The sequence below is a fragment of the Alloalcanivorax sp. C16-2 genome (genome assembly GCF_046507615.1).
In the GTDB taxonomy this organism is placed as follows: Bacteria; Pseudomonadota; Gammaproteobacteria; order Pseudomonadales; family Alcanivoracaceae; genus Alloalcanivorax; species Alloalcanivorax marinus_A.
The window spans coordinates 106,405-128,648 of record NZ_JBKFTL010000002.1 but is presented as its reverse complement, the minus strand read 5'-3'; the positions used below and the strand labels follow the sequence as shown (position 1 = coordinate 128,648).

General features: G+C 66.3%; 21 protein-coding genes and 1 tRNA gene. 12 read left to right on the top strand and 10 right to left on the bottom strand.

Going from position 1 to position 22,244, the window contains the following annotated elements:
* Window positions 1-20 precede the first annotated feature (20 nt).
* Window positions 21-995, top strand: a complete 975-nt coding sequence (locus tag ACLD02_RS10820; RefSeq protein ID WP_203102268.1) for a glycosyltransferase — start codon at window positions 21-23, stop codon at window positions 993-995.
* Here the strand turns inward: ACLD02_RS10820 and ACLD02_RS10815 are convergent.
* The 6 genes from ACLD02_RS10815 to ACLD02_RS10790 form a co-directional block, all read right to left on the bottom strand.
* Complete coding sequence (locus tag ACLD02_RS10815) at window positions 992-1,774, bottom strand: glycosyltransferase family 2 protein (protein WP_203102270.1); 783 nt, start codon at window positions 1,772-1,774, stop codon at window positions 992-994. The two genes, ACLD02_RS10820 and ACLD02_RS10815, sit on opposite strands and share 4 nt — an antisense overlap.
* Window positions 1,774-2,661: a glycosyltransferase family 2 protein gene (locus ACLD02_RS10810; RefSeq protein WP_410298692.1), complete on the bottom strand. Its 888-nt coding sequence runs from the start codon at window positions 2,659-2,661 to the stop codon at window positions 1,774-1,776. The genes ACLD02_RS10815 and ACLD02_RS10810 overlap by 1 nt, the downstream gene beginning before the upstream one ends.
* Before the next feature lie 3 nt (window positions 2,662-2,664).
* Entirely contained in the window at window positions 2,665-3,942 is a 1,278-nt protein-coding gene (locus ACLD02_RS10805) for an exopolysaccharide biosynthesis polyprenyl glycosylphosphotransferase (RefSeq protein ID WP_203102283.1), read from the bottom strand.
* Window positions 3,943-4,062: 120 nt separating this feature from the next.
* On the bottom strand, window positions 4,063-5,703 hold the full coding sequence (locus tag ACLD02_RS10800; protein ID WP_410298691.1) for an S-layer protein: 1,641 nt from the start codon (window positions 5,701-5,703) through the stop codon (window positions 4,063-4,065).
* Between the two features lie 240 nt (window positions 5,704-5,943).
* Window positions 5,944-6,019 (bottom strand) — tRNA-Asn (locus ACLD02_RS10795).
* Window positions 6,020-6,086: 67 nt separating this feature from the next.
* Window positions 6,087-7,277: a pyridoxal phosphate-dependent aminotransferase gene (locus ACLD02_RS10790; protein ID WP_410298690.1), complete on the bottom strand. Its 1,191-nt coding sequence runs from the start codon at window positions 7,275-7,277 to the stop codon at window positions 6,087-6,089.
* A 222-nt stretch (window positions 7,278-7,499) separates the two neighbouring features.
* On the opposite strand from ACLD02_RS10790, the gene uvrB reads away from it, so the two are divergent.
* From uvrB to ACLD02_RS10775, 3 genes are all read left to right on the top strand, one after another.
* Window positions 7,500-9,515 carry an excinuclease ABC subunit UvrB gene (gene uvrB, locus ACLD02_RS10785; RefSeq protein WP_203102289.1) on the top strand — a complete coding sequence of 672 codons (2,016 nt, stop codon included), beginning with the start codon at window positions 7,500-7,502 and terminating at the stop codon, window positions 9,513-9,515.
* Window positions 9,516-9,660: 145 nt separating this feature from the next.
* Window positions 9,661-10,638, top strand: coding sequence for a quinone oxidoreductase family protein (locus tag ACLD02_RS10780; protein ID WP_410298689.1), 978 nt, complete (start codon window positions 9,661-9,663; stop codon window positions 10,636-10,638).
* Window positions 10,635-11,237, top strand: a complete 603-nt coding sequence (locus tag ACLD02_RS10775) for an IMPACT family protein (RefSeq protein ID WP_410298688.1) — start codon at window positions 10,635-10,637, stop codon at window positions 11,235-11,237. Before ACLD02_RS10780 ends, ACLD02_RS10775 begins: the two co-directional genes overlap by 4 nt.
* Here ACLD02_RS10775 and ACLD02_RS10770 read toward each other — a convergent pair.
* The 3 genes from ACLD02_RS10770 to lexA form a co-directional block, all read right to left on the bottom strand.
* The gene (locus ACLD02_RS10770) at window positions 11,234-12,043 is read right to left on the bottom strand and encodes a TatD family hydrolase (RefSeq protein WP_203102293.1); all 810 of its coding nucleotides are present in this window, start codon (window positions 12,041-12,043) and stop codon (window positions 11,234-11,236) included. The two genes, ACLD02_RS10775 and ACLD02_RS10770, sit on opposite strands and share 4 nt — an antisense overlap.
* Window positions 12,040-12,432 carry a DUF1499 domain-containing protein gene (locus ACLD02_RS10765; RefSeq protein WP_203102442.1) on the bottom strand — a complete coding sequence of 131 codons (393 nt, stop codon included), beginning with the start codon at window positions 12,430-12,432 and terminating at the stop codon, window positions 12,040-12,042. The genes ACLD02_RS10770 and ACLD02_RS10765 overlap by 4 nt, the downstream gene beginning before the upstream one ends.
* A gap of 100 nt (window positions 12,433-12,532) precedes the next feature.
* Window positions 12,533-13,147, bottom strand: a complete 615-nt coding sequence (gene lexA / locus ACLD02_RS10760; protein WP_203102295.1) for a transcriptional repressor LexA — start codon at window positions 13,145-13,147, stop codon at window positions 12,533-12,535.
* Between the two features lie 157 nt (window positions 13,148-13,304).
* On the opposite strand from lexA, the gene ACLD02_RS10755 reads away from it, so the two are divergent.
* The gene (locus tag ACLD02_RS10755) at window positions 13,305-13,958 is read left to right on the top strand and encodes a cyclic nucleotide-binding domain-containing protein (protein ID WP_203102297.1); all 654 of its coding nucleotides are present in this window, start codon (window positions 13,305-13,307) and stop codon (window positions 13,956-13,958) included.
* A 93-nt stretch (window positions 13,959-14,051) separates the two neighbouring features.
* Here ACLD02_RS10755 and ACLD02_RS10750 read toward each other — a convergent pair whose 3' ends face one another.
* Window positions 14,052-14,501: a universal stress protein gene (locus ACLD02_RS10750; RefSeq protein ID WP_203102299.1), complete on the bottom strand. Its 450-nt coding sequence runs from the start codon at window positions 14,499-14,501 to the stop codon at window positions 14,052-14,054.
* 328 nt (window positions 14,502-14,829) lie between these two features.
* Here ACLD02_RS10750 and topA point away from each other — a divergent pair, with 328 nt between their 5' ends.
* From topA to ACLD02_RS10715, 7 genes are all read left to right on the top strand, one after another.
* Complete coding sequence (topA, locus tag ACLD02_RS10745; protein WP_410298687.1) at window positions 14,830-17,565, top strand: type I DNA topoisomerase; 2,736 nt, start codon at window positions 14,830-14,832, stop codon at window positions 17,563-17,565.
* 4 nt (window positions 17,566-17,569) lie between these two features.
* Entirely contained in the window at window positions 17,570-18,097 is a 528-nt protein-coding gene (locus ACLD02_RS10740; RefSeq protein ID WP_410298686.1) for a hypothetical protein, read from the top strand.
* A 105-nt stretch (window positions 18,098-18,202) separates the two neighbouring features.
* Window positions 18,203-18,823 (top strand): TetR/AcrR family transcriptional regulator, encoded by a 621-nt coding sequence (locus tag ACLD02_RS10735; RefSeq protein ID WP_203102304.1) that lies wholly within the window; start codon window positions 18,203-18,205, stop codon window positions 18,821-18,823.
* 94 nt (window positions 18,824-18,917) lie between these two features.
* Window positions 18,918-19,391: a L,D-transpeptidase gene (locus ACLD02_RS10730; RefSeq protein ID WP_203102305.1), complete on the top strand. Its 474-nt coding sequence runs from the start codon at window positions 18,918-18,920 to the stop codon at window positions 19,389-19,391.
* 11 nt (window positions 19,392-19,402) lie between these two features.
* Window positions 19,403-20,422, top strand: coding sequence for a beta-N-acetylhexosaminidase (nagZ, locus tag ACLD02_RS10725; RefSeq protein ID WP_410298685.1), 1,020 nt, complete (start codon window positions 19,403-19,405; stop codon window positions 20,420-20,422).
* The gene (locus ACLD02_RS10720; protein ID WP_203102306.1) at window positions 20,422-21,687 is read left to right on the top strand and encodes a mechanosensitive ion channel family protein; all 1,266 of its coding nucleotides are present in this window, start codon (window positions 20,422-20,424) and stop codon (window positions 21,685-21,687) included. The genes nagZ and ACLD02_RS10720 overlap by 1 nt, the downstream gene beginning before the upstream one ends.
* Window positions 21,671-22,243, top strand: coding sequence for a hypoxanthine-guanine phosphoribosyltransferase (locus tag ACLD02_RS10715; RefSeq protein ID WP_203102307.1), 573 nt, complete (start codon window positions 21,671-21,673; stop codon window positions 22,241-22,243). The genes ACLD02_RS10720 and ACLD02_RS10715 overlap by 17 nt, the downstream gene beginning before the upstream one ends.
* Window position 22,244: the final 1 nt, after the last annotated feature.

The following is a 22,244-nucleotide window of genomic DNA, read 5'->3' as shown; positions in this document are numbered from 1 at the left end:
GCACAACGAGAGGTGCACGCATGAACAACCGACTGGCCGCCGTGGTGGTCACCTTCAACCGCCTTGACCATCTGCGTACTTGCGTGGCTGCGCTGCTGCAGGAAGACTGCGACGCGGTGCTGGTGGTGGACAACGGCTCCACCGATGGCACCCGCGAATGGCTGCGCGAGCAGGCCGAGCGCCACGAACGCCTGGATGTGCTGCATACGCCGCGCAATCTGGGCGGTGCCGGTGGCTTCGAAGTGGGGTTCTGGCATGCCCAGGCTCGCTATCGGCCGGAGTGGATCGTCTGCTTCGATGACGATGCCCACCCTCAGCCCGGCGCTTTCCGGGCGTTTCTGGAGTCCGATCTGGAAGGTGTCGACGCGGCGGCGGCGGCGGTCTATTACCCGGATGGCCGCATCTGCGAGATGAACCGGCCCAGCCGCAACCCGTTCTGGCACTGGCGGCTGTTCTGTCGCACGCTGCTGGGCGGGCGCGACGGCTTTCATATCGACGACCGGGATTACCGCGCCGCGCGACCGGTATCCGTGGACGCCACCTCCTTCGTGGGATTCTTCCTGCGTGGCGAATTACTGCAGGAGGTGGGGTTGCCGGCGGGGGAGTTGTTCATCTACGGCGACGACGTGCTCTATTCGCTGAACATTCGCCGTGCCGGTGGCCGTATCCGTTTCCTGCCCTGGGTACGCTTCACCCACGATTGCAGCACCTTCGATAACGACGAACCGGTGTACCGGCCATTATGGAAAGCCTACTACACCTATCGTAACGGCCTGCGCGTCTACCATGCGGCCGCCGGCTGGCTGTTTTGGGGCATCGCGCCGCTGAAAATCCTGCAATGGGTGCTCAAGGCTCGTTTCTATCAGGCGCCGGGGACGTATCTGAAAGTGCTGGGCATGGCATTGGGGGATGCCATGCTGCGCCGCTATGACCGGCCCCATGAGAGCGTGGTGCGGATGTGCCAGGGCGGCCGGCGCTCCCTGGATGCCGCCTAGGACAACCAGCCCAGCCGGCGCGCCAGGCGCGGCAGCCGGCTTCGCAGCAGGCCACGCAGGGCATAGTGGCTGAAATAATAGAGGCTTACCGGCACGGAAAGACCCTCCACTTCCCGATATAACCGCCAGTTGTAGCCGGCGCTACGGGTCTTGTTGGCGGACAATGACTGCTCGCGAATTCGGTAGCGGGTCCAGGCGCGGTCGATGCCATAGGCATAGGGCGTGCGCTTGAGCAGGCGCAGCCACAGGCCGAAGTCCTGGCGCCGGCGAATGTCCGGCATGGCGACCTTGCCCAGGGTTTCGCTGTCGTAAATGGCGGTGGAGCAGCCGATGTAGTTGGTCTTCAGCAGTTGCCGATAGTCGACCCGTTCCGGCACACCCACCCGGCCAAGCTGGCGTTCCGCGCCATCCACCTTGTGATAGGCGGTGAAGGTGAGCGGCCAGCCCCGTTCGCGCATTAGCGCCAACTGGCCGGACAGCTTCTCCGGCACCCATGCGTCGTCGGCGTCCAGAAAAGCGATATAGCGTCCGCGCGCCAGCTCGATGCCGCGGTTGCGGGCCCGCGCCGCGCCGCCGTTTTCCACCATGCGCACGTAGCGAACCCGGGCGTCCCGCTCGGCGAAGCCACGGGCCACCGCCTCGGTGGCGTCGGTGGAGCAATCGTCCACCAGCAGCAACTCCCAGTCACCAAAATCCTGAGCCAGGATCGAGCCCACGGTTTCCGGCAGGGTGTCGGCGGCGTTATAGCAGGGGGTGATGATGGAAACGCTGGGGCTCATTAGCGACGCTCCATGCGTCCGTTGCACAGCAGGCGCAGGGTTTCGGCCATCTCCACGAACCACAGGGCGGTTTGTACCCGCAGCACGGTGAGCTTTTGGCGAGGCGTGACCTTGTCGCTACGGAGCGCGTACCAGAACGCCCACACCGGCGGCACGAAGGTCTTGATCAGAAACTTCAGCCGCCTTTTCCATGGGCCGGAGCGTATCTGGCCGCCCTTGACCCGTTTCAGTTTGGTGGTCAGCTCCGGCCAGTCCCGGCGCGCCGGGTGATCCACCGCCGCCTCCGCGTCGTAGAACAGAGGGATGCCGGCGGCACCGGCGCGCAGGCAGAATTCCGCGTCACCACCGGAAAAGCGTGCCGCGTCGAATGGACCCAGGCGCTCGAAGGCGGTGCGTGGCACCGACAGGTTGGCGGTGGCCGCGTAGCCGCGTCGCGCGTAGCGCGCCTGGGGAATTCCCATGGCGGTGTCGTAGGTCTCCACCGCGTTGGGCGGCGCCGCGTCGAACTTGCAGACCCGTACGCCGCCGGCGATCAGTCGGCCCCCCGGGTTCTCCCGGTGCCGCGCCCAGTGCCGTTCGAGCCAATCCGGCCGTGGTCGGCAATCGGCGTCGGTGAACACCAACAGCTCACCGCTGGCTCGTTCCAGGGCGGTGTTGCGGGCTGCGTAGGAACCCGGTCGGGGGCACTCCAGCAGGGTCACGAAGTCGGGCAGGGTGGCCGGGTCCGGCACCTGGTCGGAACCGTTGTCGACGATGAAGCATTCCCAGCGGTCCTTGGGCAGGGTCTGGGCGTCCAGCGCCGCGATCAGAGTGGGTGCCAGCTCCCAGTGCTGGTACATGGGGATGATGACCGAGATCGGAATCCCGGTGCCGTGGGTATCCGGCATCGCTCAGAGGGCTCCGAAGCCGGTGAACACGGTTCTCACGGTGCGCATCAGGATCAGCAGATCCAGGCCCAGGGAAAGGTTCTTGATGTAGTAGAAGTCGTGCTCCACTTTCTGGCGGGTGGATTCGGTATCCGTGGCGTAGCCATGGGCCACCTGGGCCCAGCCGGTAATGCCCGGGCGGATGATATGGCGGTAGCTGTAGAAGGGCACTTCCTGCTCGAAGCGCTCGACGAAGCCGGGCTGCTCCGGGCGCGGGCCGATCAGGCTCATATCGCCGCGCAGCACGTTGAAAATCTGCGGCAACTCGTCGATGCGAAACTTGCGGATGAACGCCCCCAGCCGGGTGATGCGGTGGGCGTCCTCGTCGGCGAACTGGGGCTCGCGGCCATCATCCGGGCGCATGGAGCGGAACTTGTACATGCGGAACACCCGGTTGCCCCGGCCCACGCGCTCCTGCACGAACAGCGCCGGCCCCGGCGAATCCAGCCGGATCAACAGCGCCACCACCAGGCACACCGGGATGATCAACGGCAGCATCAGCAACGACAGCACCAGATCCAGGGCGCGCTTGGCGGACAGGTACACCGGTGATGGTTGCAGGGTGCCCAGGTCCTTGCTCTTCAGGCGGGTCAGATCGACCTTGCCCTGAATCGCCTCCAGCACCTTGCCGCTGTCCAGCACCGGCAGCCCGGCGATGCTGCAATGGCTGATAAAGCGAATCCAGTCGTCATCCAGCCGGGCGCCCATGTCCACCACCAGGCCGTCATAGCGGCAGTCACCCAGTTCCGGTTGGGCCAGATAACGCCATTGAACATTGCGGGTGCGTGGCATCTCGCCGACCAGGGCGGAGGGCACCACCGCCAGCTTCAGATGCCGGAAACGGCGGTTGATCAGAATCGACAGGGTCTGCAGTCCCAGCAGCAGCCCCATGCCGACCACCAGGGAGGTGCGCGCGTAGCCGATGCGGCACAGCAGCACCACGGTGATCACCAGCCCGGCGGAAAGCAGGGTGGTGCCCAGCGTCCAGGCCAGGGCGCGCCCGCCGGCGAAGCGACCGATGTGCTGGCTCAGGTAAATGCTGATCAGGTAAATGCTGGCCAGCAGCATCAGCGTGGTGGCCTGATTCTCGTCGCGGGGGGCACCCTGATAGCTCAGGAACTGGGCCCCGGCGATCAGAATACCCAGGCCGGCCGCGTGCCCCAGAACCGGGCTGAGAAACAGTTTTTCATACCAGCGGTCGTGGCGCGACGGCGCGGCATGGACGGAATGTTGCTGCTGCATGCGGTCCCTGGAACAGCCGGAGGATCGCGCAAGTTTAACACGGCCCGTATCAGGCTCAATGAAGACCCCGTCACGAAGCGTAAATGGCCGCCGCCGGGTCAGCCGGCGGCGGCGGGCGGGTCAATCCCCGAGGGTCAGGAAGATCGGATTGGAGTAGAACCAGAGGTCGTTGTAGTTGCGCGCGTTGATGGCGTCGAAGCGGGCGGCGTCACTGGCCAGATCGACCTTCCGATCAGGCAGGGGCTCGCCGTCCTGGGTCTCGCCGTCCACGTCCGGCGCCAGGTTGGTGCCGCGCAGACGCAGGTACTGATCGCCGGTTACCGTGAGGGTATGGGTGATGGTGGCGAAGCCGTCCTCGTCCACGCTCCAGTCGTTGGCATTGAAGCGCGCCAGTACTCGGGTGCTGGGGTTTTCGGCGCTTTGGTAGGCGGCGCTGCCCGGCGTCGCCGGGGCGCTGACATCACCGACGATCAGGTCCACGTGATCGACCACAGGACGGGCCTGCACCAGGTGGCCGCTCTCCAGCGGGTACTCGTAGTTGTTGCGCTCCGGGCTACGGAAGCGGATCGTCACCGTGACCTGCTCGCCCCGGTCCACCGCCAGTGCGTCTCCCATCATGGCGGCGTCGTCACCGGCTTGCGCCTGGAAGGAGAGGGCATCGATCAGATCGCCGAACACACCGAACAGGCGGCCGCCGCGCAGGGCTTCCAGCAGGTCCGCCGGGGTGCGGGCGTCGTCGTCCAGCCAGACGTAGGTCTTGGCATACTCCCCCGGCGCATAGCCACTGCTGTAGCGACCCTGGGCGGTGGTGAAGTGGTAGTCGGAGTTGGCCACGGTCCAGATCCGGCGCCCCTCGCCAAGCAGCGCATCCCAGGGCCCGCCCAGCGTGGCGACGATGTAGTCGGTGCCGCCATAGGTGCGGGAGGCCAGGTTGGCATCGGTGTAGGCTTCCACATAGCCGCCCCGGTCCGGCTCCATCTGGTTGCCGACCATGCCCTCGATACTGAAGAAAATCTCCGGTGCCAGGTCGTTCATTTCGCGGAGCTGGGCCACCGTGTACTTATTCATGTAGCGGTTCGGATGATTAAGCAGCATGTAGCTGTCGGGGTGGTGGTCGCGCAACCATTCGATGGCTTTGAGTGAGTCTTCATGGGTGGAGTAGGCGCGGGTCTGGTCGCTCAGGGAATCCACCAGTCCGGCGTCGAACAGGGCCGGGTCGCGGTTGGTGAACAGGTACTCAAACTCCGCCACGGCGCGCAGATTGTCCTCGGCGTAGGGCGCTTCCATGCCGATGCCGATGTTCACGTGGTCATGGGTGGGCATGTCCCATTCCACCGTGGAGAAGATGGTCTTGCCCTCGTAGCGGCCCTCGGCCTGGGCCTGTTCCACATAGGGCTTTTCATATTCCACCAGCCCCCGGGAGAAGGGAATCGCGCCGCCCTGCAGGGCGCTGCCAGTATGGTCCCGGCCGGACAGTCGCAGGTGGTTGGACAGTGCCATCCAATCCAGGCCGTAGTGGTCGAAGCCATCGTCGAGCACGCTTTGCAGCGATACCTGGGCATCATCGGATTGGTAGGTGTGAACGTGCAGGTCGCCGTGGGTCCAGCCGCCGGCGCGGGCTACCGGCGGGGCCGGCTCGGGGTCGGCGTCGCCGACCGGGTCATTGTCGCTGTCGCCGCCGCAGGCACTCAGGGCCACGGCGCAGGCCAGCAGCGACCAGCGCGCGCGACGGGAAAAGGGGGAATCAGCGCGAACGTTCATGGGTACTTCTCCAGGTAAAAAGGGGCGAGCGCCCGATTAGGAAAAAAGCACCATAGGGAGGAAGTATGACGAGGCGGTGACCAGCACGGCTCGAACCGGGTTGGCCACCACATAACGGGCCGTCGGCAACGGATCGGCCTCACGGCGTAACGCCCGGTCATGGTAGCCCCGCTGCCAAACCGGCCCACCCAGGCAGCGGGCATAAAAAAAGGGCCTACCCGATGGGTAGGCCCTTCTATTTGGCTCCGCCTGCTGGGCTCGAACCAGCGACCCGCTGATTAACAGTCAGCTGCTCTACCAACTGAGCTAAGGCGGAATAACTTGAGGCGCGTATAGTAGTGGCGGCCCCCGGGGGCGTCAACACCCGGGGGACCGTTTGCTGCTTATTTAGACAGCGCCTGCTCGATGCGACGAATCGCCTCTTTCAGGGTGTCCATGCCGGTGGCGAAGGACAGCCGCAGGCAGCCCGGGGCACCGAAGGCGGAGCCGGGTACCAGGGCCACTTCCGCGGTCTCCAGGAGCTTGGCGGCCAGGTCGGTGCAGCTTTCCACCCCGTCCATGGCGGCGATGGCGCCGGAGAAGTCCGGGAAGGCATAGAAGGTGCCGTCGCCGGCGGCGCAGGTGACGCCCGGCAGCTTGTTGAGCGCGTCCACTACATAGTCGTGGCGCTCCTTGAAGGCCTTGACCATGTCCTTCACGCACTGCTGGTCACCGGCCAGGGCGGCCTCGGCGGCGGCCTGGCTGATGGAGGCCGGGTTGGAGGTGGACTGGCTCTGCACCTTCTTCATGGCCGCGATCAGTTTTTGCGGGCCGCCGGCGTAGCCGATCCGCCAGCCGGTCATGGAGTAGGCCTTGGAGACGCCGTTCATCACCACGGTGCGGTCATACAGCGCCGGGCAGGCGTTGACGATGTTCACGAACGGCTTGCCGGTCCACAGGATGTGCTCGTACATGTCGTCGGTGGCGACCACGATGTCCGGGTGCTTCTCCAGCACCGCGCCCAGGGCGGCCAGCTCTTCCTTGGAGTAGGCCATACCGGACGGGTTGGACGGGCTGTTGATCACGAACAGACGGGTTTTCGGCGTGATCGCCGCTTCCAACTGCTCCGGGGTGATCTTGAAGCGGCTGTCCACGTCGGTTTCCAGTACCACGGGCACGCCGCCGGCCACTTTCACCATGTCCGGGTAGCTGACCCAGTAAGGCGCCGGGATGATCGCCTCGTCGCCGTCGTTGAGCAGCGCCAGGGCCATGTTGAAGAAGCTCTGCTTGCCGCCGCTGGACACCAGAATCTGAGCGGGCTCGTAGTCGAGGCCGTTCTCGTTCTTGAACTTGTTGATAATGGCCTTTTTCAGGCCGGGAGTGCCGTCCACGGGGGTGTACTTGGTCTTGCCGGCGTTAATCGCGTCGATCGCGGCCTGTTTGATATGATCCGGGGTATCGAAATCCGGCTCGCCCGCGCCCAGGCCGATGATATCCTTGCCCTCGGCTCGCAGTTCCGCTGCCTTGGAAGTGATCGCCAGTGTCGGGGAAGGCTTGATGCGTTGCACGCGGTCGGAAAGGTTGATATCGGACATGCACTCCTCATTTCTCTAATGAGTACTGGCCGCGCTGGTGGCGCGGAGTGGGTCATTGATATTACCGTATTCCGCCGCCACCTCCTAGGCCACGGGCGATCCCGATCACCGCCATCAGGTGGTCAGCCGACTACCGCCAGCCCTGGTTCGGCGTGGCCCCGGGGCGCGCCCGCCGCCGCCGGATTCGGCGCCAACAGTTTTCCTAATTTTACAGAGACGACGATGGCAGACACCGCGTTCAACCTGCATTCGGAGTACCAGCCCGCCGGCGACCAGCCCACCGCCATCGCCGGCCTGGTGGAAGGCATTCACGACGGTCTGGGCCATCAGACCCTGCTCGGCGTGACCGGCTCCGGCAAGACCTTCACCATGGCCAACGTGATCCAGGAGGTGCAGCGGCCCACCATCATCCTGGCACCCAACAAGACCCTGGCCGCCCAGCTCTACGGGGAGTTCAAGGCGTTCTTCCCGGAGAATGCGGTGGAGTACTTCGTCTCCTACTACGATTACTACCAGCCGGAGGCTTACGTCCCCAGCTCGGACACCTTTATCGAGAAGGACGCTTCGGTGAACGAGCACATCGAGCAGATGCGGCTGTCCGCCACCAAGGCGATCCTGGAACGGCGCGACACCATCATCGTCGCCACCGTGTCCGCCATTTACGGCCTGGGCGACCCGGCCAGCTACCATGCCATGGTGCTGCACCTGGTGCGCGGCGACCATATTGATCAGCGCGATCTGCTGCGCCGCCTGGCGGAGCTGCAGTACACCCGCAACGAGATGGATTTCCGCCGCGCCACCTACCGGGTGCGCGGCGACGTCATCGACATCTTCCCGGCGGAGGAAGAGAAAGAGGCGGTGCGCATCGAACTGTTCGACGACGAGATCGAGGACATCAGCATCTTCGATCCGCTCACCGGCGAGGTGATCAAGCGGGTGGGGCGCATCACCATCTATCCGAAGAGCCACTACGTCACGCCCCGGGAAACCGTGCTCAAGGCGGTGGAAATGATCAAGGAGGAACTGGCCGACCGGCTCAAGATCCTCAAGGACAACAACAAGCTGGTGGAAGCCCAGCGGCTGGAGCAGCGCACCCGCTTCGACATCGAAATGCTCCAGGAGCTGGGCTACTGCAATGGCGTGGAAAACTACTCACGCCTGTTCTCCGGTCGCCAGCCCGGCGAGGCGCCGCCCACCCTGTTTGACTACCTGCCCGACGACGCCCTGCTGATCGTCGACGAATCCCACGTCACCATTCCCCAGCTTGGCGGCATGTACAAAGGCGACCGTTCGCGCAAGGAAACCCTGGTGGAGTTCGGCTTCCGGCTGCCCTCGGCCCTGGACAACCGGCCGCTCAAATTCGAGGAATGGGAGCGGCTGGCGCCGCAGATGGTGTTCGTTTCCGCCACGCCCGGCCCCTATGAAGAGAAGTACGCCGGCCAGGTGGTGGAACAGGTGGTGCGCCCCACCGGCCTGGTGGACCCGGCCATCGAGGTGCGCCCGGCGGGCAGCCAGGTGGACGACCTGCTCGGCGAGGTGCGCGAATCCGTGGAGAAAGGCGAGCGGGTGCTGGTTACCACGCTGACCAAGCGCATGGCCGAGGACCTCACCGAGTACCTCAACGAGCACGGCGTCAAGGTGCGCTACCTGCACTCCGACATCGACACCGTGGAGCGAGTGGAGATCATTCGCGACCTGCGCCTGGGCAAGTTCGACGTGTTGGTGGGCATTAACCTGCTGCGCGAGGGGCTGGACATGCCGGAGGTGGCCCTGGTGGCGATCCTCGACGCCGACAAGGAAGGTTTCCTGCGCGCAGAGCGCTCGTTGATCCAGACCATTGGCCGGGCGGCGCGCAACATCAACGGTCGCGCCATTCTTTACGCCGACCAGATCACCGGTTCCATGCGCCGCGCCATGGACGAAACCGAGCGCCGCCGCGACAAGCAGATCGCCCATAACAAGGAACGGGGCATTACCCCCCAGGCGCTCAAGAAGCAGGTGCGAGACATCATGGACGACGCCTACACCACCGGCGCCGGCCAGCCGGAGCGCAAGCGCACCCGCAAGGTCGCCGAGGACAAGGAAAAGTACGTGGCGCGTTCTCCGGCGGAGGTGGCCAAGGACATCGAAAAGCTGGAGGCGGAGATGATGGAGCACGCCAAGAACCTGGAGTTCGAGCAGGCCGCCGCCGTGCGCGACAGGATTCACAAGCTGCGCGAGGAAGGCTTCATGCGCTAGCGGGGTGGGTATCGCGGCTGAAGCCGCTCCTACCGCAATCAGACACGCCGTCGCCGTAGGAGCGGCTTTAGCCGCGATGGCCGTCGAACACCCCGCACGCGCCGATGCTACAATTCGCCCCATCAAATCGATTCAAGGAGTTCCCATGCCGATCGCCATGGTCATGCATGAACCCGGCGGCCCCGAGGTTCTGAAACCCGAATCCATCCAGGTAGGCGAGCCCGGCCCCGGCGAGCTGCATCTCAAACAAACCGCCGTGGGCGTCAACTTCCACGACATCTATGTGCGCTCCGGCCTTTACCAGACCCTGCCGCTACCCGGCGTGCCCGGCCTGGAAGGGGCCGGCGAGGTGCTGGCGGTGGGCGAGGGCGTGGATCGCTTCCGGGTCGGTGACCGGGTCGCCTACATTGCCCACGGCTACGGCGCCTACGCGGAAGAACGGTTGATCAAGGCCGACAACGCGGTGCCTCTGCCGGACGGGCTGGACGATACCCTGGTGGCGGGCATGATGGTGCGCGGGCTCACCGCCCGGGTGTTGATGACCGACGTGTTCGCCTTGCGCCCGGAACACACTCTGTTGATCCAGGCCGCCGCCGGTGGCGTCGGCCAGTTGCTGTGCCAGTGGGCCCACCGCCTCGGCGCCACCGTCATCGGCACCGTGGGCAGCGACGCCAAGGCCGAGCAGGCCCGCGCCGGCGGCTGCGACCATGTGATCCTGTACCGCCAGCAGGACGTGGCTGGCACGGTGAAGGAAATCGCCGGCGGCAAGGGAGTCGACGTGGCCTATGATTCGGTGGGCAAGGACACCTTCTATGGCTCCCTGGATTGCCTGGCCCCGCGCGGTCATCTGGTCAACTTCGGCCAGTCCTCCGGGCCGGTGGAGCCGCTGGCCATGCCGCGCCTGGCCGCCGCCTCCCTCACTGTCACCCGCCCCATGCTTGGCCATTACATTGGTGACCTGGCGCGCCGCGATCAGGTCGCCGCCGAGTTCTTCGCCGCCCTCCAGGACGGCACCCTGGCCCCCGCCGCCCCGGCGATCTACGACCTCAAGGACGTGGGCCGCGCCCACCAGGACATGGAAGCGCGCAAAACCCACGGCGCCGTGGTGCTCACGGTATCGTGACCTATCCGGTGCCAGGCGGTCCGGTGGACCGCGAGATCGAGATCAATAAAAGCCGCTTTATCGCCTGGTTGCGCCCGGTGCGCAGCCGGGAGGAAGGGCAGGGCGTGCTCGACGAGGCCCGCGCCCGCTACCCGGACGCTACCCACCACTGCCACGCCTGGCTGATCGGCGCGCCTAACTCTGGCCACGGCGCCATGAACGACGACGGCGAACCCTCCGGCACCGCCGGCAAACCGATCTTCAACGTGATTCAGCACAAGGGCGTGGGCGACGTCATGGTGGTGGTGATCCGCTACTTCGGCGGCGTCAAGCTGGGCGCCGGCGGGCTGGTGCGCGCCTACGCCGGCGCCGCCGAGGCGGTGCTGTCCGCCATGGAGGTGGTGGAACAGGTGCCGGAAAGCGCCTTTACCCTGACCCTGGGCTTCGCCGACGAGCAACCCCTGCGCCACTGGTGTGATCAGAACGGCGCTCGCCTGGAGGCGGTGGACTACGGGCAGGCGGTCACCGCCCGGCTCACGGTGGCGGATGCCACCGAGCCGGCGCTGCGAGCCTTCTGCGCCGCCCAGGGCATTATCGTGGAAGGCCCCTCGGCGGCTTAGTCGCCCTGGTCGCCGAACAATACCCGGCTGTTGGCGAAGGTGAGGGCGGCCAGGGCCTCCGGGGTCTCGCCGCGCAGGGCGGCCAGCCGCCGGCCGATCCAGGGCAGCAGGCAGGGTTCATTGCGGCGTTTCACCGGCGGCGGCTCCGGCAGGTCCCGGGGCAGCAGGTAGGGGGCGTCGGTTTCCACCAGCAGCCGGGAGGCGGGGATGTCGGGGACCAGCCCGGCCAGCTCCCGGCCACGGCGTTCGTCGCACACCCAGCCGGTGATGCCGATGTGGCAGTCCAGGTCCAGGTAGTCGTACAGCGCCCGGCGGTTGTCGGTGAAGCAATGCACCACGGCGGCGGGCAGCCGGTCGCGCCAGGCCTTGAGCATTGGCAGAAAACGGTCATGGGCGTCCCGCTGATGCAGAAACACCGGTAGCCCCCGGGCCGCGGCCTGGGCCAACTGGGCCTCGAAGGCCTTCTCCTGGGCCGGGCGCGGCGAAAAATCGCGGTTGAAGTCCAGGCCCATTTCGCCGGCGGCGGTGACCTCCGGTTCGTCCAGCAGGGCACCCAGCTCCGCCAGGGCATCGTCGTCGAAAAAGCGGGCGTTATGGGGGTGAATGCCGGCGGTGGCGCGCAGCCCCCGATCCGGGTAGTCCCGGCACAGGCTCAGGGCCTGGCGGGATTCCGCCACGCTGGTGCCGGTGAGCAGCAACCGCGTGACACCGGCCTCGCGGGCGCGCTCAAGCACCGCGTCGGTGTCATCGCGGAATTGTTTGTCGCCCAGGTTGACGCCGATGTCGGCCCATCGCGGCGCGGTCATGACGCCTGCTCCTGGGCGGCCCCCGGTGTCAGGCGGCGGTTCAGCCGCTCGCGCAGGTCCTCCACCCGGCGCCGGTTAGCGCCCAGGTCCCAGTAACCCAGCCGTGAGGCGGAGCGCACCTCGATCACCCCGTCCTCGTGTACGTAGAAGGTCACGTCGTCCACGAAACGCATCAGGCGCGAGGTGAAGCGAGCCTGGATTCGCGCCGGCCCCACCGCTTCGAACTGCACGCGGGGCAGCTCGCTCAGGGTGTCCTTGAGCAGCGCCAGGCTGGCATCACGGTGGCCGGCGCCGGGTAGCGGCGCCACCCGGTGGCGGTCATCGTCGGCCAGGCTGGATACGCAATTGGGCGACGATGGACAGGGAGCAAGCAAACGAGTGTCCGTCATGGCGTGGCTCTTATCGGCCGTCCCGGAGGCGGGCGCCGGATCGCTCTGGCAGCCGGAGGCGACCAGGGCGAGGCTCAGCGCGAACGCCGTGGCGAGACGGTTAATGGCGGTTCGGGTCACGAATCAGCCCCACGAAAATACCTTCGATCATCAGCTCGTCGGCGGGCACCCGGATCGGCTCATAGGCATCGTTGGCCGGCAGCAGGGTGGCGCTGGACTTGTTCAGTCTTAGCGTCTTCACCGTGACCTCGTCGTCAATGCGCGCCACCACGATCTCCCCGGAACGGGCGGTCTGGCTCTTGCGCACGGCGATCAGGTCGCCGTCGAAAATGCCGGCCTCGACCATGCTGTCGCCCTGTACCTTGAGCAGGTAGGTGGGGCGCTGGCGGAACAGGCCCTGGGGCACCGGCACGGTGCGCTCCACATTCTCGATGGCCTCGATGGGCGTACCGGCGGCCACCTTGCCGACCACCGGCAGCTCGTCCTCGGCCTCCAGGGCGGCCTCGAGCAGCTGGATGCCCCGCGAGCGGTCGCCGTGCAGGCGAATATAGCCTTTACGCTCCAGGGCACGCAGATGGTCGGAGGCGGCGTTCTTGGACTGGAACCCCATGCGTTCGGCGATTTCGGCGCGGGTCGGCGCCATGCCGGTTTCCTGGCGTGATTCACGGATGCAGTCCAGTACCTGCTGCTGGCGTGCGGTAAGGGTGCTGCTCATAACGTCCTCCTTGGGGCCATGCCCGTCATGACCCATACTGATAATATGAACAGTATTATATGTCCAGTACTTTTAAAAGCCCCTTCACGCGTTCGGGCATCGCTTTTGTCGGTCGCCGCGCCTAGCATTGGGTCTTTCAAGGGGATCGGAAGCAACCATGAAGCATGCATCCTGGCAGGATTCGGATCACCACCGGGTGGAGGCGCTGCTCGCCGGGGTGCCGTTTTTCAACGAGGTGGCCCGCGACGATGCCGACCAGCGCGCGCGGCTGCTGGCGCGCACCGAGATCATCGAGGCGGGCCCTGGCGATACCGTGATCCGCGCCGGGGAGGTGCCGTCTTCCCTGTATTTTCTGCTGCGCGGTCAATTGGTGGTGCTGGGCGACGAGGACTCGCCGACGGTGCTCTACTACGTGTCCCCGGGGGAGGTGTTCGGGACCCTGTCCATGCTGCTGGGCCGGACCCGGGGCGCCACCATCCGGGTGGCGGACGCCGCCCGTGAGGCGGTGCTGGCCAGGCTTGATTTCAAGGATTTCGACGACGATCGCGACACGCCGTACAGTCTGGCCACGCGGTTGGCGTTTTTCCACATGCTGGTGCATCAGATCCGCTGGGCGGTGGAGGTGCGGCGCATGCAGAGCCCGGACCAGGCCCTGGCGGCGGGCCTGCGCAAGGTGCCGGTGTTCAGCGGCCAGCGGGACAGCGAGGCGGAGCTGGTGTCGTTGCGCGAGCAGGCCCGGGCGCTGGCCGATCTGCTCTACCGGTGGAATCACTGCCCGCCGGGCACCACTGGCAACGCCCAGCTCACCTGACGGTGATCGCGATTCGCTCCTACGGTGGGCGGGGCTCCCGTAGGAGCGGCTTCAGCCGCGATCACCCCGGGCCGTGCGGAGCGGGCCGCCGGTCTATTCCTTCTTCTTGCGATCCATCTTCACCGCCAGCACGTCGCAATGGGCGCCGGGCACCAGCCCCCGGGCGGTGGAGCCCAGCAGCAGTGCCAGGCCGCTGCGGGTGTGGCTGCCCACCACGATCAGGTCGGCGCCCAGGGTGTCCGCCTTGTCGACGATGGTCTTCTCGATGGAGCCCAGCTCCACGTGCACCCGTTCCTTGGGCACCTGGTACTGGCGCGCGTACTTGCAGGCGGTTTCCTGGGCCTGTTTCACCAGGCCGCTCTGCAGATCGGTGACGTCCATGGGCACATCGGCGCCGTAGGCCAGGGCCAGCGGCTCGATCACATGGATCAGATGCAGTTCCCCCTCGGTGCCCTCGATGACGCCGGCGGCGCGGGCCAGCACCTCGGCGGATTCATCGCTGCAATCTATGGCCACCAGGACCTTGCGGTAGGGTGCGGTCACGGTATTTCCTCCAGCGGCTCGTTGTAAGGGCCTCAGTATAACCGCCTCGCGGCGCCCCGCCAGCCCACCTCGTCGAAGCGCGCAAAGCCTTGTCGCACGGGGCTTTGGCCACCGCCGGCCCGGGCCGTGGTGGGGTGTCGCCGCCGGCGCCGCGCCGCGTCGGCGCTTGACCGGACAATACCGGCGCTGTCTAAATAGGCGCCCGCCGGGGGTCGCAAACGTCCCCGGCGAACCTCCGACGGCGCCCCGGCGCACGGCGATCCCGGCGCGGCGGGCAGGCATCGGAGGTTTCTTTTGAGTATCCGTAGCATGATCGGGTGAGCAACGAATGGGTAAGTCCCTTGTAATCGTGGAGTCGCCGGCCAAGGCGAAGACCATCAACCGCTATCTGGGCGACGACTTCGTGGTCAAGTCCAGCGTTGGCCACGTGCGCGACCTGCCGGTGAGCGGCGGCGCCAAGAAGACCACGCCCAAGGAGCGTGCCAAGGAGGCCGCCTATACCCGGTCACTGCCCAAGGAAGAACGGGAAGCCTATAAAAAGAAGAAGGCCCAGGCCCAGCTGATCAACCGCATGGGGGTGGACCCGGACCACGACTGGGACGCCCACTATGAAATCCTGCCCGGCAAGGAAAAGGTCATCGACGAGCTCAAGCGTCTGGCCGCCAACGCCGACCGCATCTACCTCGCCACTGACTTGGACCGCGAAGGGGAGGCCATTGCCTGGCACCTGCGGGAAGTGATCGGCGGCGACGACCAGCGCTTCGACCGGGTGGTGTTCAACGAAATCACCAAGAAGGCCATTCAGGCCGCCTTCGAGGAACCCGGCAAGCTGGACATGAGCCGGGTGGAAGCCCAGCAGGCGCGCCGCTTCCTGGACCGGGTGGTGGGTTTCATGATCTCGCCGCTGCTGTGGGAAAAGATCGCCCGGGGCCTGTCCGCCGGCCGGGTGCAGTCCGTGGCCGTGGAGCTGGTGGTGGAGCGCGAGCGGGAAATCCGCGCCTTCGTGCCCGAGGAATTCTGGGAGCTGCACGCGGACACCCACAGCCAGGCGAAAGCCAGCGACGAGATCCGCCTGCAGGTGACCCGCCATAACGGCGAGAACTTCCGCCCCAACAACGGCGACGACGCCGAGAAGCACCGCGCCGCCCTGAAGGCCGCCGGCCAGCTCACCATCACCCAGCGCGAGGAGCGGCCCACCCGTTCCAAACCGCCGGCGCCGTTCATCACCTCCACCCTGCAGCAGGCGGCCAGCACTCGCCTGGGCTTCGGGGTGAAGAAGACCATGATGATGGCCCAGCGCCTCTACGAGGCCGGTCACATCACCTACATGCGGACCGACTCCACCAACCTGAGCGCCGACGCCGTCAACGACTGCCGCGCCTGGATCGACGACAAGCTGGGCGGTAAATACCTGCCCGAGAAGCCGAACCGTTACTCCAGCCGCGATGGCGCCCAGGAGGCCCACGAGGCAATCCGCCCCTCGGACGTGAAACGCGAAGCCAGCGCCCTCAAGGACATGGAGCGCGATGCCCAGCGTCTCTACGAGCTGATCCGTCGCCAGTTCATCGCTTGCCAGATGCCGCCGGCGGAGTACCTGAGCACCACCATCACCGCCGAGGCGGATGGCTACGAGCTGAAGGCTCGCGGTCGCATCATGAAATTCGACGGCTGGACCCGCATCCAGCCCCAGGCCTCGCGCAAGGGCCAGGAAGACACCGAGCTGCCCGATCTCAAGCAGGGCGACGTGCTCGCCGTGGACGACATCGACGCCACCCAGCACTTCACCAAGCCGCCGGCCCGCTACACCGAGGCGAGCCTGGTCAAGGAGCTGGAAAAACGCGGCATTGGCCGCCCGTCCACCTACGCGGCGATCATCTCCACCATCCAGGACCGGGGCTACGTGCGCCAGGAGAACCGGCGTTTCTATGCCGAGAAAATGGGCGACATCGTCACCGACCGGCTGGCGGAGAGCTTCCCGGACCTGATGGACTACAACTTCACCGCCCAGATGGAAGAAACCCTGGACCAGGTCGCCGAGGGCAAGCGCCACTGGCGCGACGTGCTCGACGAGTTCTACCGGGATTTCCTGGCCAAGCTGGAGGCCGCCCAGGGCGAGGGCAGTGGCAAGCAGGCCAAGGGTGGCATGCGTGCCAACCTGCCCACCGACACCGACATCGAGTGCCCCAAATGCGGCCGCCCGATGCAGATCCGTACCGGTTCCACCGGCGTTTTCCTGGGGTGTTCCGGTTACAGCCTGCCGCCCAAGGAACGTTGCACGGCGACCCTCAACCTGCTGCCCGGCGAGGAAGCCGAGGCGGTCAACGCCGACGACGAAGAGGCGGAAACCAACGAGCTGCGCCGCAAAAAGCGCTGCCCCAAGTGTGGCACGGCGATGGAATCCTTCCTCATCGACGAAAAGCGCAAGCTGCACGTCTGCGGCAACAACCCGGACTGCGATGGCTATGTGGTGGAGCAGGGCGAATTCCGCATCAAGGGCTATGACGGCCCGACCCTGGAGTGCGAGAAGTGCGGTAGCGAGATGCAGTTGCGCACCGGCCGCTTCGGCAAGTTCTTCAAGTGCACCAACGACGATTGTGGCAACACCCGCAAGCTGCTCAAGAACGGCGAGCCGGCGCCGCCCCGCGCCGACCCGATCCCCATGCCGCACCTGCAATGCGAGAAGGTGGACGACCACTACCTGCTGCGCGACGGTGCCTCCGGCCTGTTCCTGGCCGCCAGCCAGTTTCCCAAGAACCGGGAAACCCGGGCGCCGCTGATCGAGGAGATCCAGACCGTCGCCGACAAGCTGGACCCCAAGCACAAATACCTGGCGGACGCCCCGGCGGAGGACTCCAAGGGCCGCAAGGCGGTATTGCGCTACAGCCGCAAGGCCAAGGAGCAGTACGTGATGACCGAGGAAGACGGCAAGCCCACCGGCTGGTACGCCTTCTACCGCGACGGTCGCTGGGAACAGGAAGAGAAGAAAACCGCGCCCAAGAAAAAAGCCGCGGCCAAGAAGAAAAAGGCCGCGGCGAAGAAAAAAGCCGCCGCCAGGAAGAGCTGACCCCATGTCCCGAATGGTCCGAGAAAGCGAAATCAGCGGCCTTCGCGAGCGGCTGTTCTTTGCCCGCAGCCTGCTCAAGGCCCTGGACGCCGACCCGGACGGCGCCGCCGGCCCGCGCCTGGCGCTGCGCGGCGGCGCCGTCTTCCACCTTTATTCGGTGCTGGTGGGCATCGCCCGCCAGGCCGCCAAGAGCTACCGGGTACCCGGCTACGAGGACCTCATCAGCCTGGCGGCCCTGGAGCAGGCGTTCCGTGACGCCGGCATCCAGGCGCCGGAAATGAGCCTGCTCGCCCAGGCCCGCGCCAACCGTTCCGACCCGGTGTGTTGGCTGGATCAGGAAATGCGCGCCGCCGTCGGCGCCGCCGGCCTGGCCCGGCGTCCCACGCCGCCGGAGGAACGGGACGCCCTGGCGATCCGCGCCGAGGACCCGTACGCGCCCCTGGCCAGCGGCGACCGGCAACGCCTGGACGGGGCCGCCGCCCGGGTCGGGGAGCTGGTCGAACAATGCGCCGCCTACATGGAAGAGTGGTAGCAGGGCCCGCTTCAGTCGCGATGCCAAGGCCCGCGATCACCCCCGCTTGACGCCCGTATCGGCCAAACGTATGTTTAAAACGCTTGTCCACCAGCGCGAGGCCTCATGTCCCAGTCCGATACCGTTGAGCGCATCCTGGATGCGGCGGAAATCCTGTTCGCCCAGAAAGGCTTCGCCGAGACCAGCCTGCGCGCCATCACCAGCAAGGCCCGGGTCAACCTGGCGGCGGTCAATTACCACTTCGGGTCCAAGGAAGCGCTGATCCAGGCGGTGTTCGAGCGCTACCTGACGCCGTTCTGCCTCGCCCTGGACGCCAAGCTGCAGGAGCTGGAGCAGGCCGGCGGTGTCGATCTGGAAAAGCTGTTCGGTCTGGCCTCCCGGCTGGCGCTGGGCTCCCACGGCGATGAAACACGCCGGGCGATCATCTTCTTCCGCCTCGCCGGCCAGGCCTACAGCCAGCCCCAGGACCATCTGCGCGCCTACCTGCGCGAGCACTACGGCGCCGTGTTCCGGCGCTTCCTGGCGTTGCTGCACGCCGCCGTGCCCGAGGTGCCGTCCCTGGAGTTGTTCCTGCGCGTGCATTTCTGCCTGGGCGCGGTGATCTTCACCCTGTCGGGCATGGAGTCGCTGCAGACCATCAGCAAGAAGGACTTCAACACCGACATCACCGCCGCCCGCATCACCCAGCAATTGCTGCCGTTCGTAGTGGGCGGCATTCGCGGCTGAAGCGGTACGCCGCCCGGCCGCTCCTACAAGGTCCTGCCCGACGTTCGGGGGTTTGCCGTTCCCGCGATGGCCGGGATTGCTGTATCGTTTCGTCATGCTGATTACCGTATCCCTCTCCGACCAGACCCTGACGCTCCAGGACGGAGCCGAAAGACACCTGTTCCCGGTTTCCACCGCCGCCGCCGGCGCCGGCAACCGGTGCGGCAGCAACGCCACGCCACTGGGTCGCCACCTGGTGCGCGCGCGCTTTGGCGCCGGCCTGCCGGAGGGCGCCGTGTTCCAGGGCCGCCGCTTCCACGGCGAAATTCATGATCCGGCGCGGGCTGCCGAACACCCGGACCGGGATTGGATCCTGAGTCGCATTCTGTGGCTCGGCGGCCTGGAACCGGGCCTTAATCTGGGCGGCGACGTGGATAGTTTCCGGCGCTTTATTTATATTCACGGCACGCCGGACAGCGAGCCCATGGGCACGCCGGCGTCGCACGGTTGCATCCGCATGCGCAACACGGATGTGATCGCACTCTTTGCCCGGGTGCCGGTGGCCACGCCGGTGACCCTCGTCGACTAAGACCACAGCCCATGCCAACAGACATCGAGACCCAGCCCTTGCTGATGCTGGACCTGGCCGGCCTTACCCCGGACCAGGAGGAACGGGAGCTGCTGCGCCACCCGGCGGTGGGCGGCCTGATCCTGTTCAGCCGCAACTACCAGGAGCCGGAACAGCTTCATCAACTGGTGCGCGCGGTGCGCGCCGAACGCCAGGAACTGCTCATCGCCGTGGACCAGGAGGGCGGCCGCGTGCAGCGTTTCCGCACCGAGTTCACCCGCCTGCCGCCCATGGCCACCCTGGGTCGCTACCACGATCGCGACCCGCAAGGCGCCCTTCAGGCCGCCGACCTGCTGGGTGAATTGATGGCCGATGAGCTGCGCGCCTTCGACCTGGACATCAGCTTCGCGCCGGTGCTGGACCTGGACCACGGCAACTCCAGCGTGATTGGCGACCGCAGTTTCCACGCCGATCCGCGCCAGGTGGTGGCGTTGGCCGGCGCCTTCATCGACGGCATGACCCGCGCCGGCATGGCCGCCACCGGCAAGCACTTCCCCGGCCACGGCCACGTGGCCGCGGACTCCCACCTGGAATTGCCCGAGGACCCCCGTGACCGGGACGCCCTGGAAGCGGATCTGGCGCCGTTCCGAGCCCTGGCCGGGCGCCTGGAAGGCATCATGCCGGCCCATGTGCGCTATCCGGCGGTGGCGCCGGAGCCGGCGGGATTCTCCGCCCACTGGCTGGGCCGGGTGCTGCGTGGCGAATGCGGCTATCGCGGCGTGATCTTCTCCGACGATCTGGCCATGGCCGGTGCCGCCGTGGCCGGCGATTACCCGAGCCGCGCCGAGGCGGCCCTTGGCGCCGGCTGCGACATGGTGCTGGTGTGCAATGATCGGCCCGGCGCCGTGGCGGTGCTGGAATGGCTGGAAGGTCGCCGCTTCGACACCCGCGTGCCCGCCGCCGGCCTGCGCGGTCGCGCCCGCGCGCCCATGGACCTGAGCCGCCGGCGCCAGGCCGGCGACGTCGCCGATTTACTGCTTAAGGACGCGTAATGGACTGGCAAGCCCTCACTGACTGGCGCCAACTGCTGATCTGGCCCGGCCCGGAAACCCAGACCGTGGTCTGGCTGGCCCAGGTGTTCGCCGTGGTGTTCTGCACCGTGGCCACCAATTTCATTCTGATGCGGGTGATCGACCTGCTCGATCACCTCAGCGACAAAACCGAAAATCTTTGGGACGACGCCCTGCTGGAGGCGGCCCGCGTGCCGGTGCGCCTGTTGCTGTGGGTGGTGGGGCTGTCGGTGGCCGCGGAGATGCTGCAATCGGTATCCGAGAGCGCCATCTTCGAATACGTCTCGGAAGTGCGCCGGGTGGCCTTCATCGCCATCATTGCCTACTTCCTGACCCGCCTGGTTACCAATATCGAGACCAATCTGGTCAACCCGAACCGGGTCAAGAAGCCCATGGACAAGACCACCGCCAACGCGGTGGGCAAGCTGCTGCGCATCTCGGTGATGATCACCGCGCTGCTGATCATCCTCCAGGCGCTGGGCTACAGCATCTCCGGCGTGCTCGCCTTCGGTGGCGTGGGCGGCATCGCGGTGGCCTACGCCGCCAAGGACCTGCTCGCCAACTTCTTCGGCGGCATGATGGTGTACCTGGACAAACCCTTCAAAGTGGGGGAGTGGGTGCGTTCCCCGGATCGTTCCATCGAGGGCACCGTGGAGCACATCGGCTGGCGGTTGACGCGCATCCGCACCTTTGATCAGCGTCCGCTGTATGTGCCCAACTCCCTGTTCACCACGGTGGTGCTGGAGAACCCGTCACGGATGCTCAACCGCCGCATCAACGAGAAGATCGGCATCCGCTACGACGATTGGCGGGTGATGCCCGACATCGTCGCCGCCGTGCGCCAGATGCTGATCGACCATGAGGACATGGAAACCGATCACCGCACCCTGATCGTCAACTTCGATCACTATGGTGACTCCTACATCGAGTTCTTTATCTACACCTTCACCAAGACCACCGACTGGGTGCGCTACCACGAAATCAAGCAGGACGTGCTCATGCGCATCATGCACATCGTGGACGAGCACGGCGCGGAATTCGCGTTCCCCACGCGCACCCTGCACATGCACACCAGTGAGCCCGCCGGCGACGACGACCAGGCCCCGGCGGACGACCAGGGCGGCGGCCAAGCGCCGCCCGCGCGCGGCCAGCGTGCTTCGCACCGGGCGCCCCGCAACCGGCGGGACCACCGCCAGGGCTGGAAAGGCGAACAGGATCAGGAGACAGGCAATGACGACGGCGAGTGATCTTAAGGACGAACTGATGCGGGTGCGCCAGCAGGCCCGCGAACTGCATTCCCACGACGATGTGATGGCGGCCATTGGCCGGGTGGCGGTGCAACTGACCACGGACTATTCCGAGCGTTGCCCGGTATTCGTCACCATCATGAACGGCGGCATCGTGTTCGCCGGGCAACTGCTCACGCGGCTGGATTTTCCGCTCGAAGTGGATTATCTGCACGCCAGCCGCTACCTGGGCGAGACCAGCGGCGGCGACGTGCAATGGCTGGTCACCCCCAGCGCCAGCCTGGCCGGCCGCGACGTGGTGATCCTTGACGACATCCTCGATCAAGGCAACACGCTGCTGGCCATCGTCGAAGCCTGCAAGGCTCAGGGCGCCACCAGCGTCGCCACCTGCGTGTTGATCGACAAGGTCCACGACCGCAAGGCCCGGCCCGGCCTCAAGGCCGATTACACCGCCCTGGAAGCGGAAGACCATTACCTGTTCGGCATGGGCATGGATTACAAGGGCTACTGGCGCAACGCCCCCGGTATCTTCGCTCTCGACGAAGAGGACGCCTGAG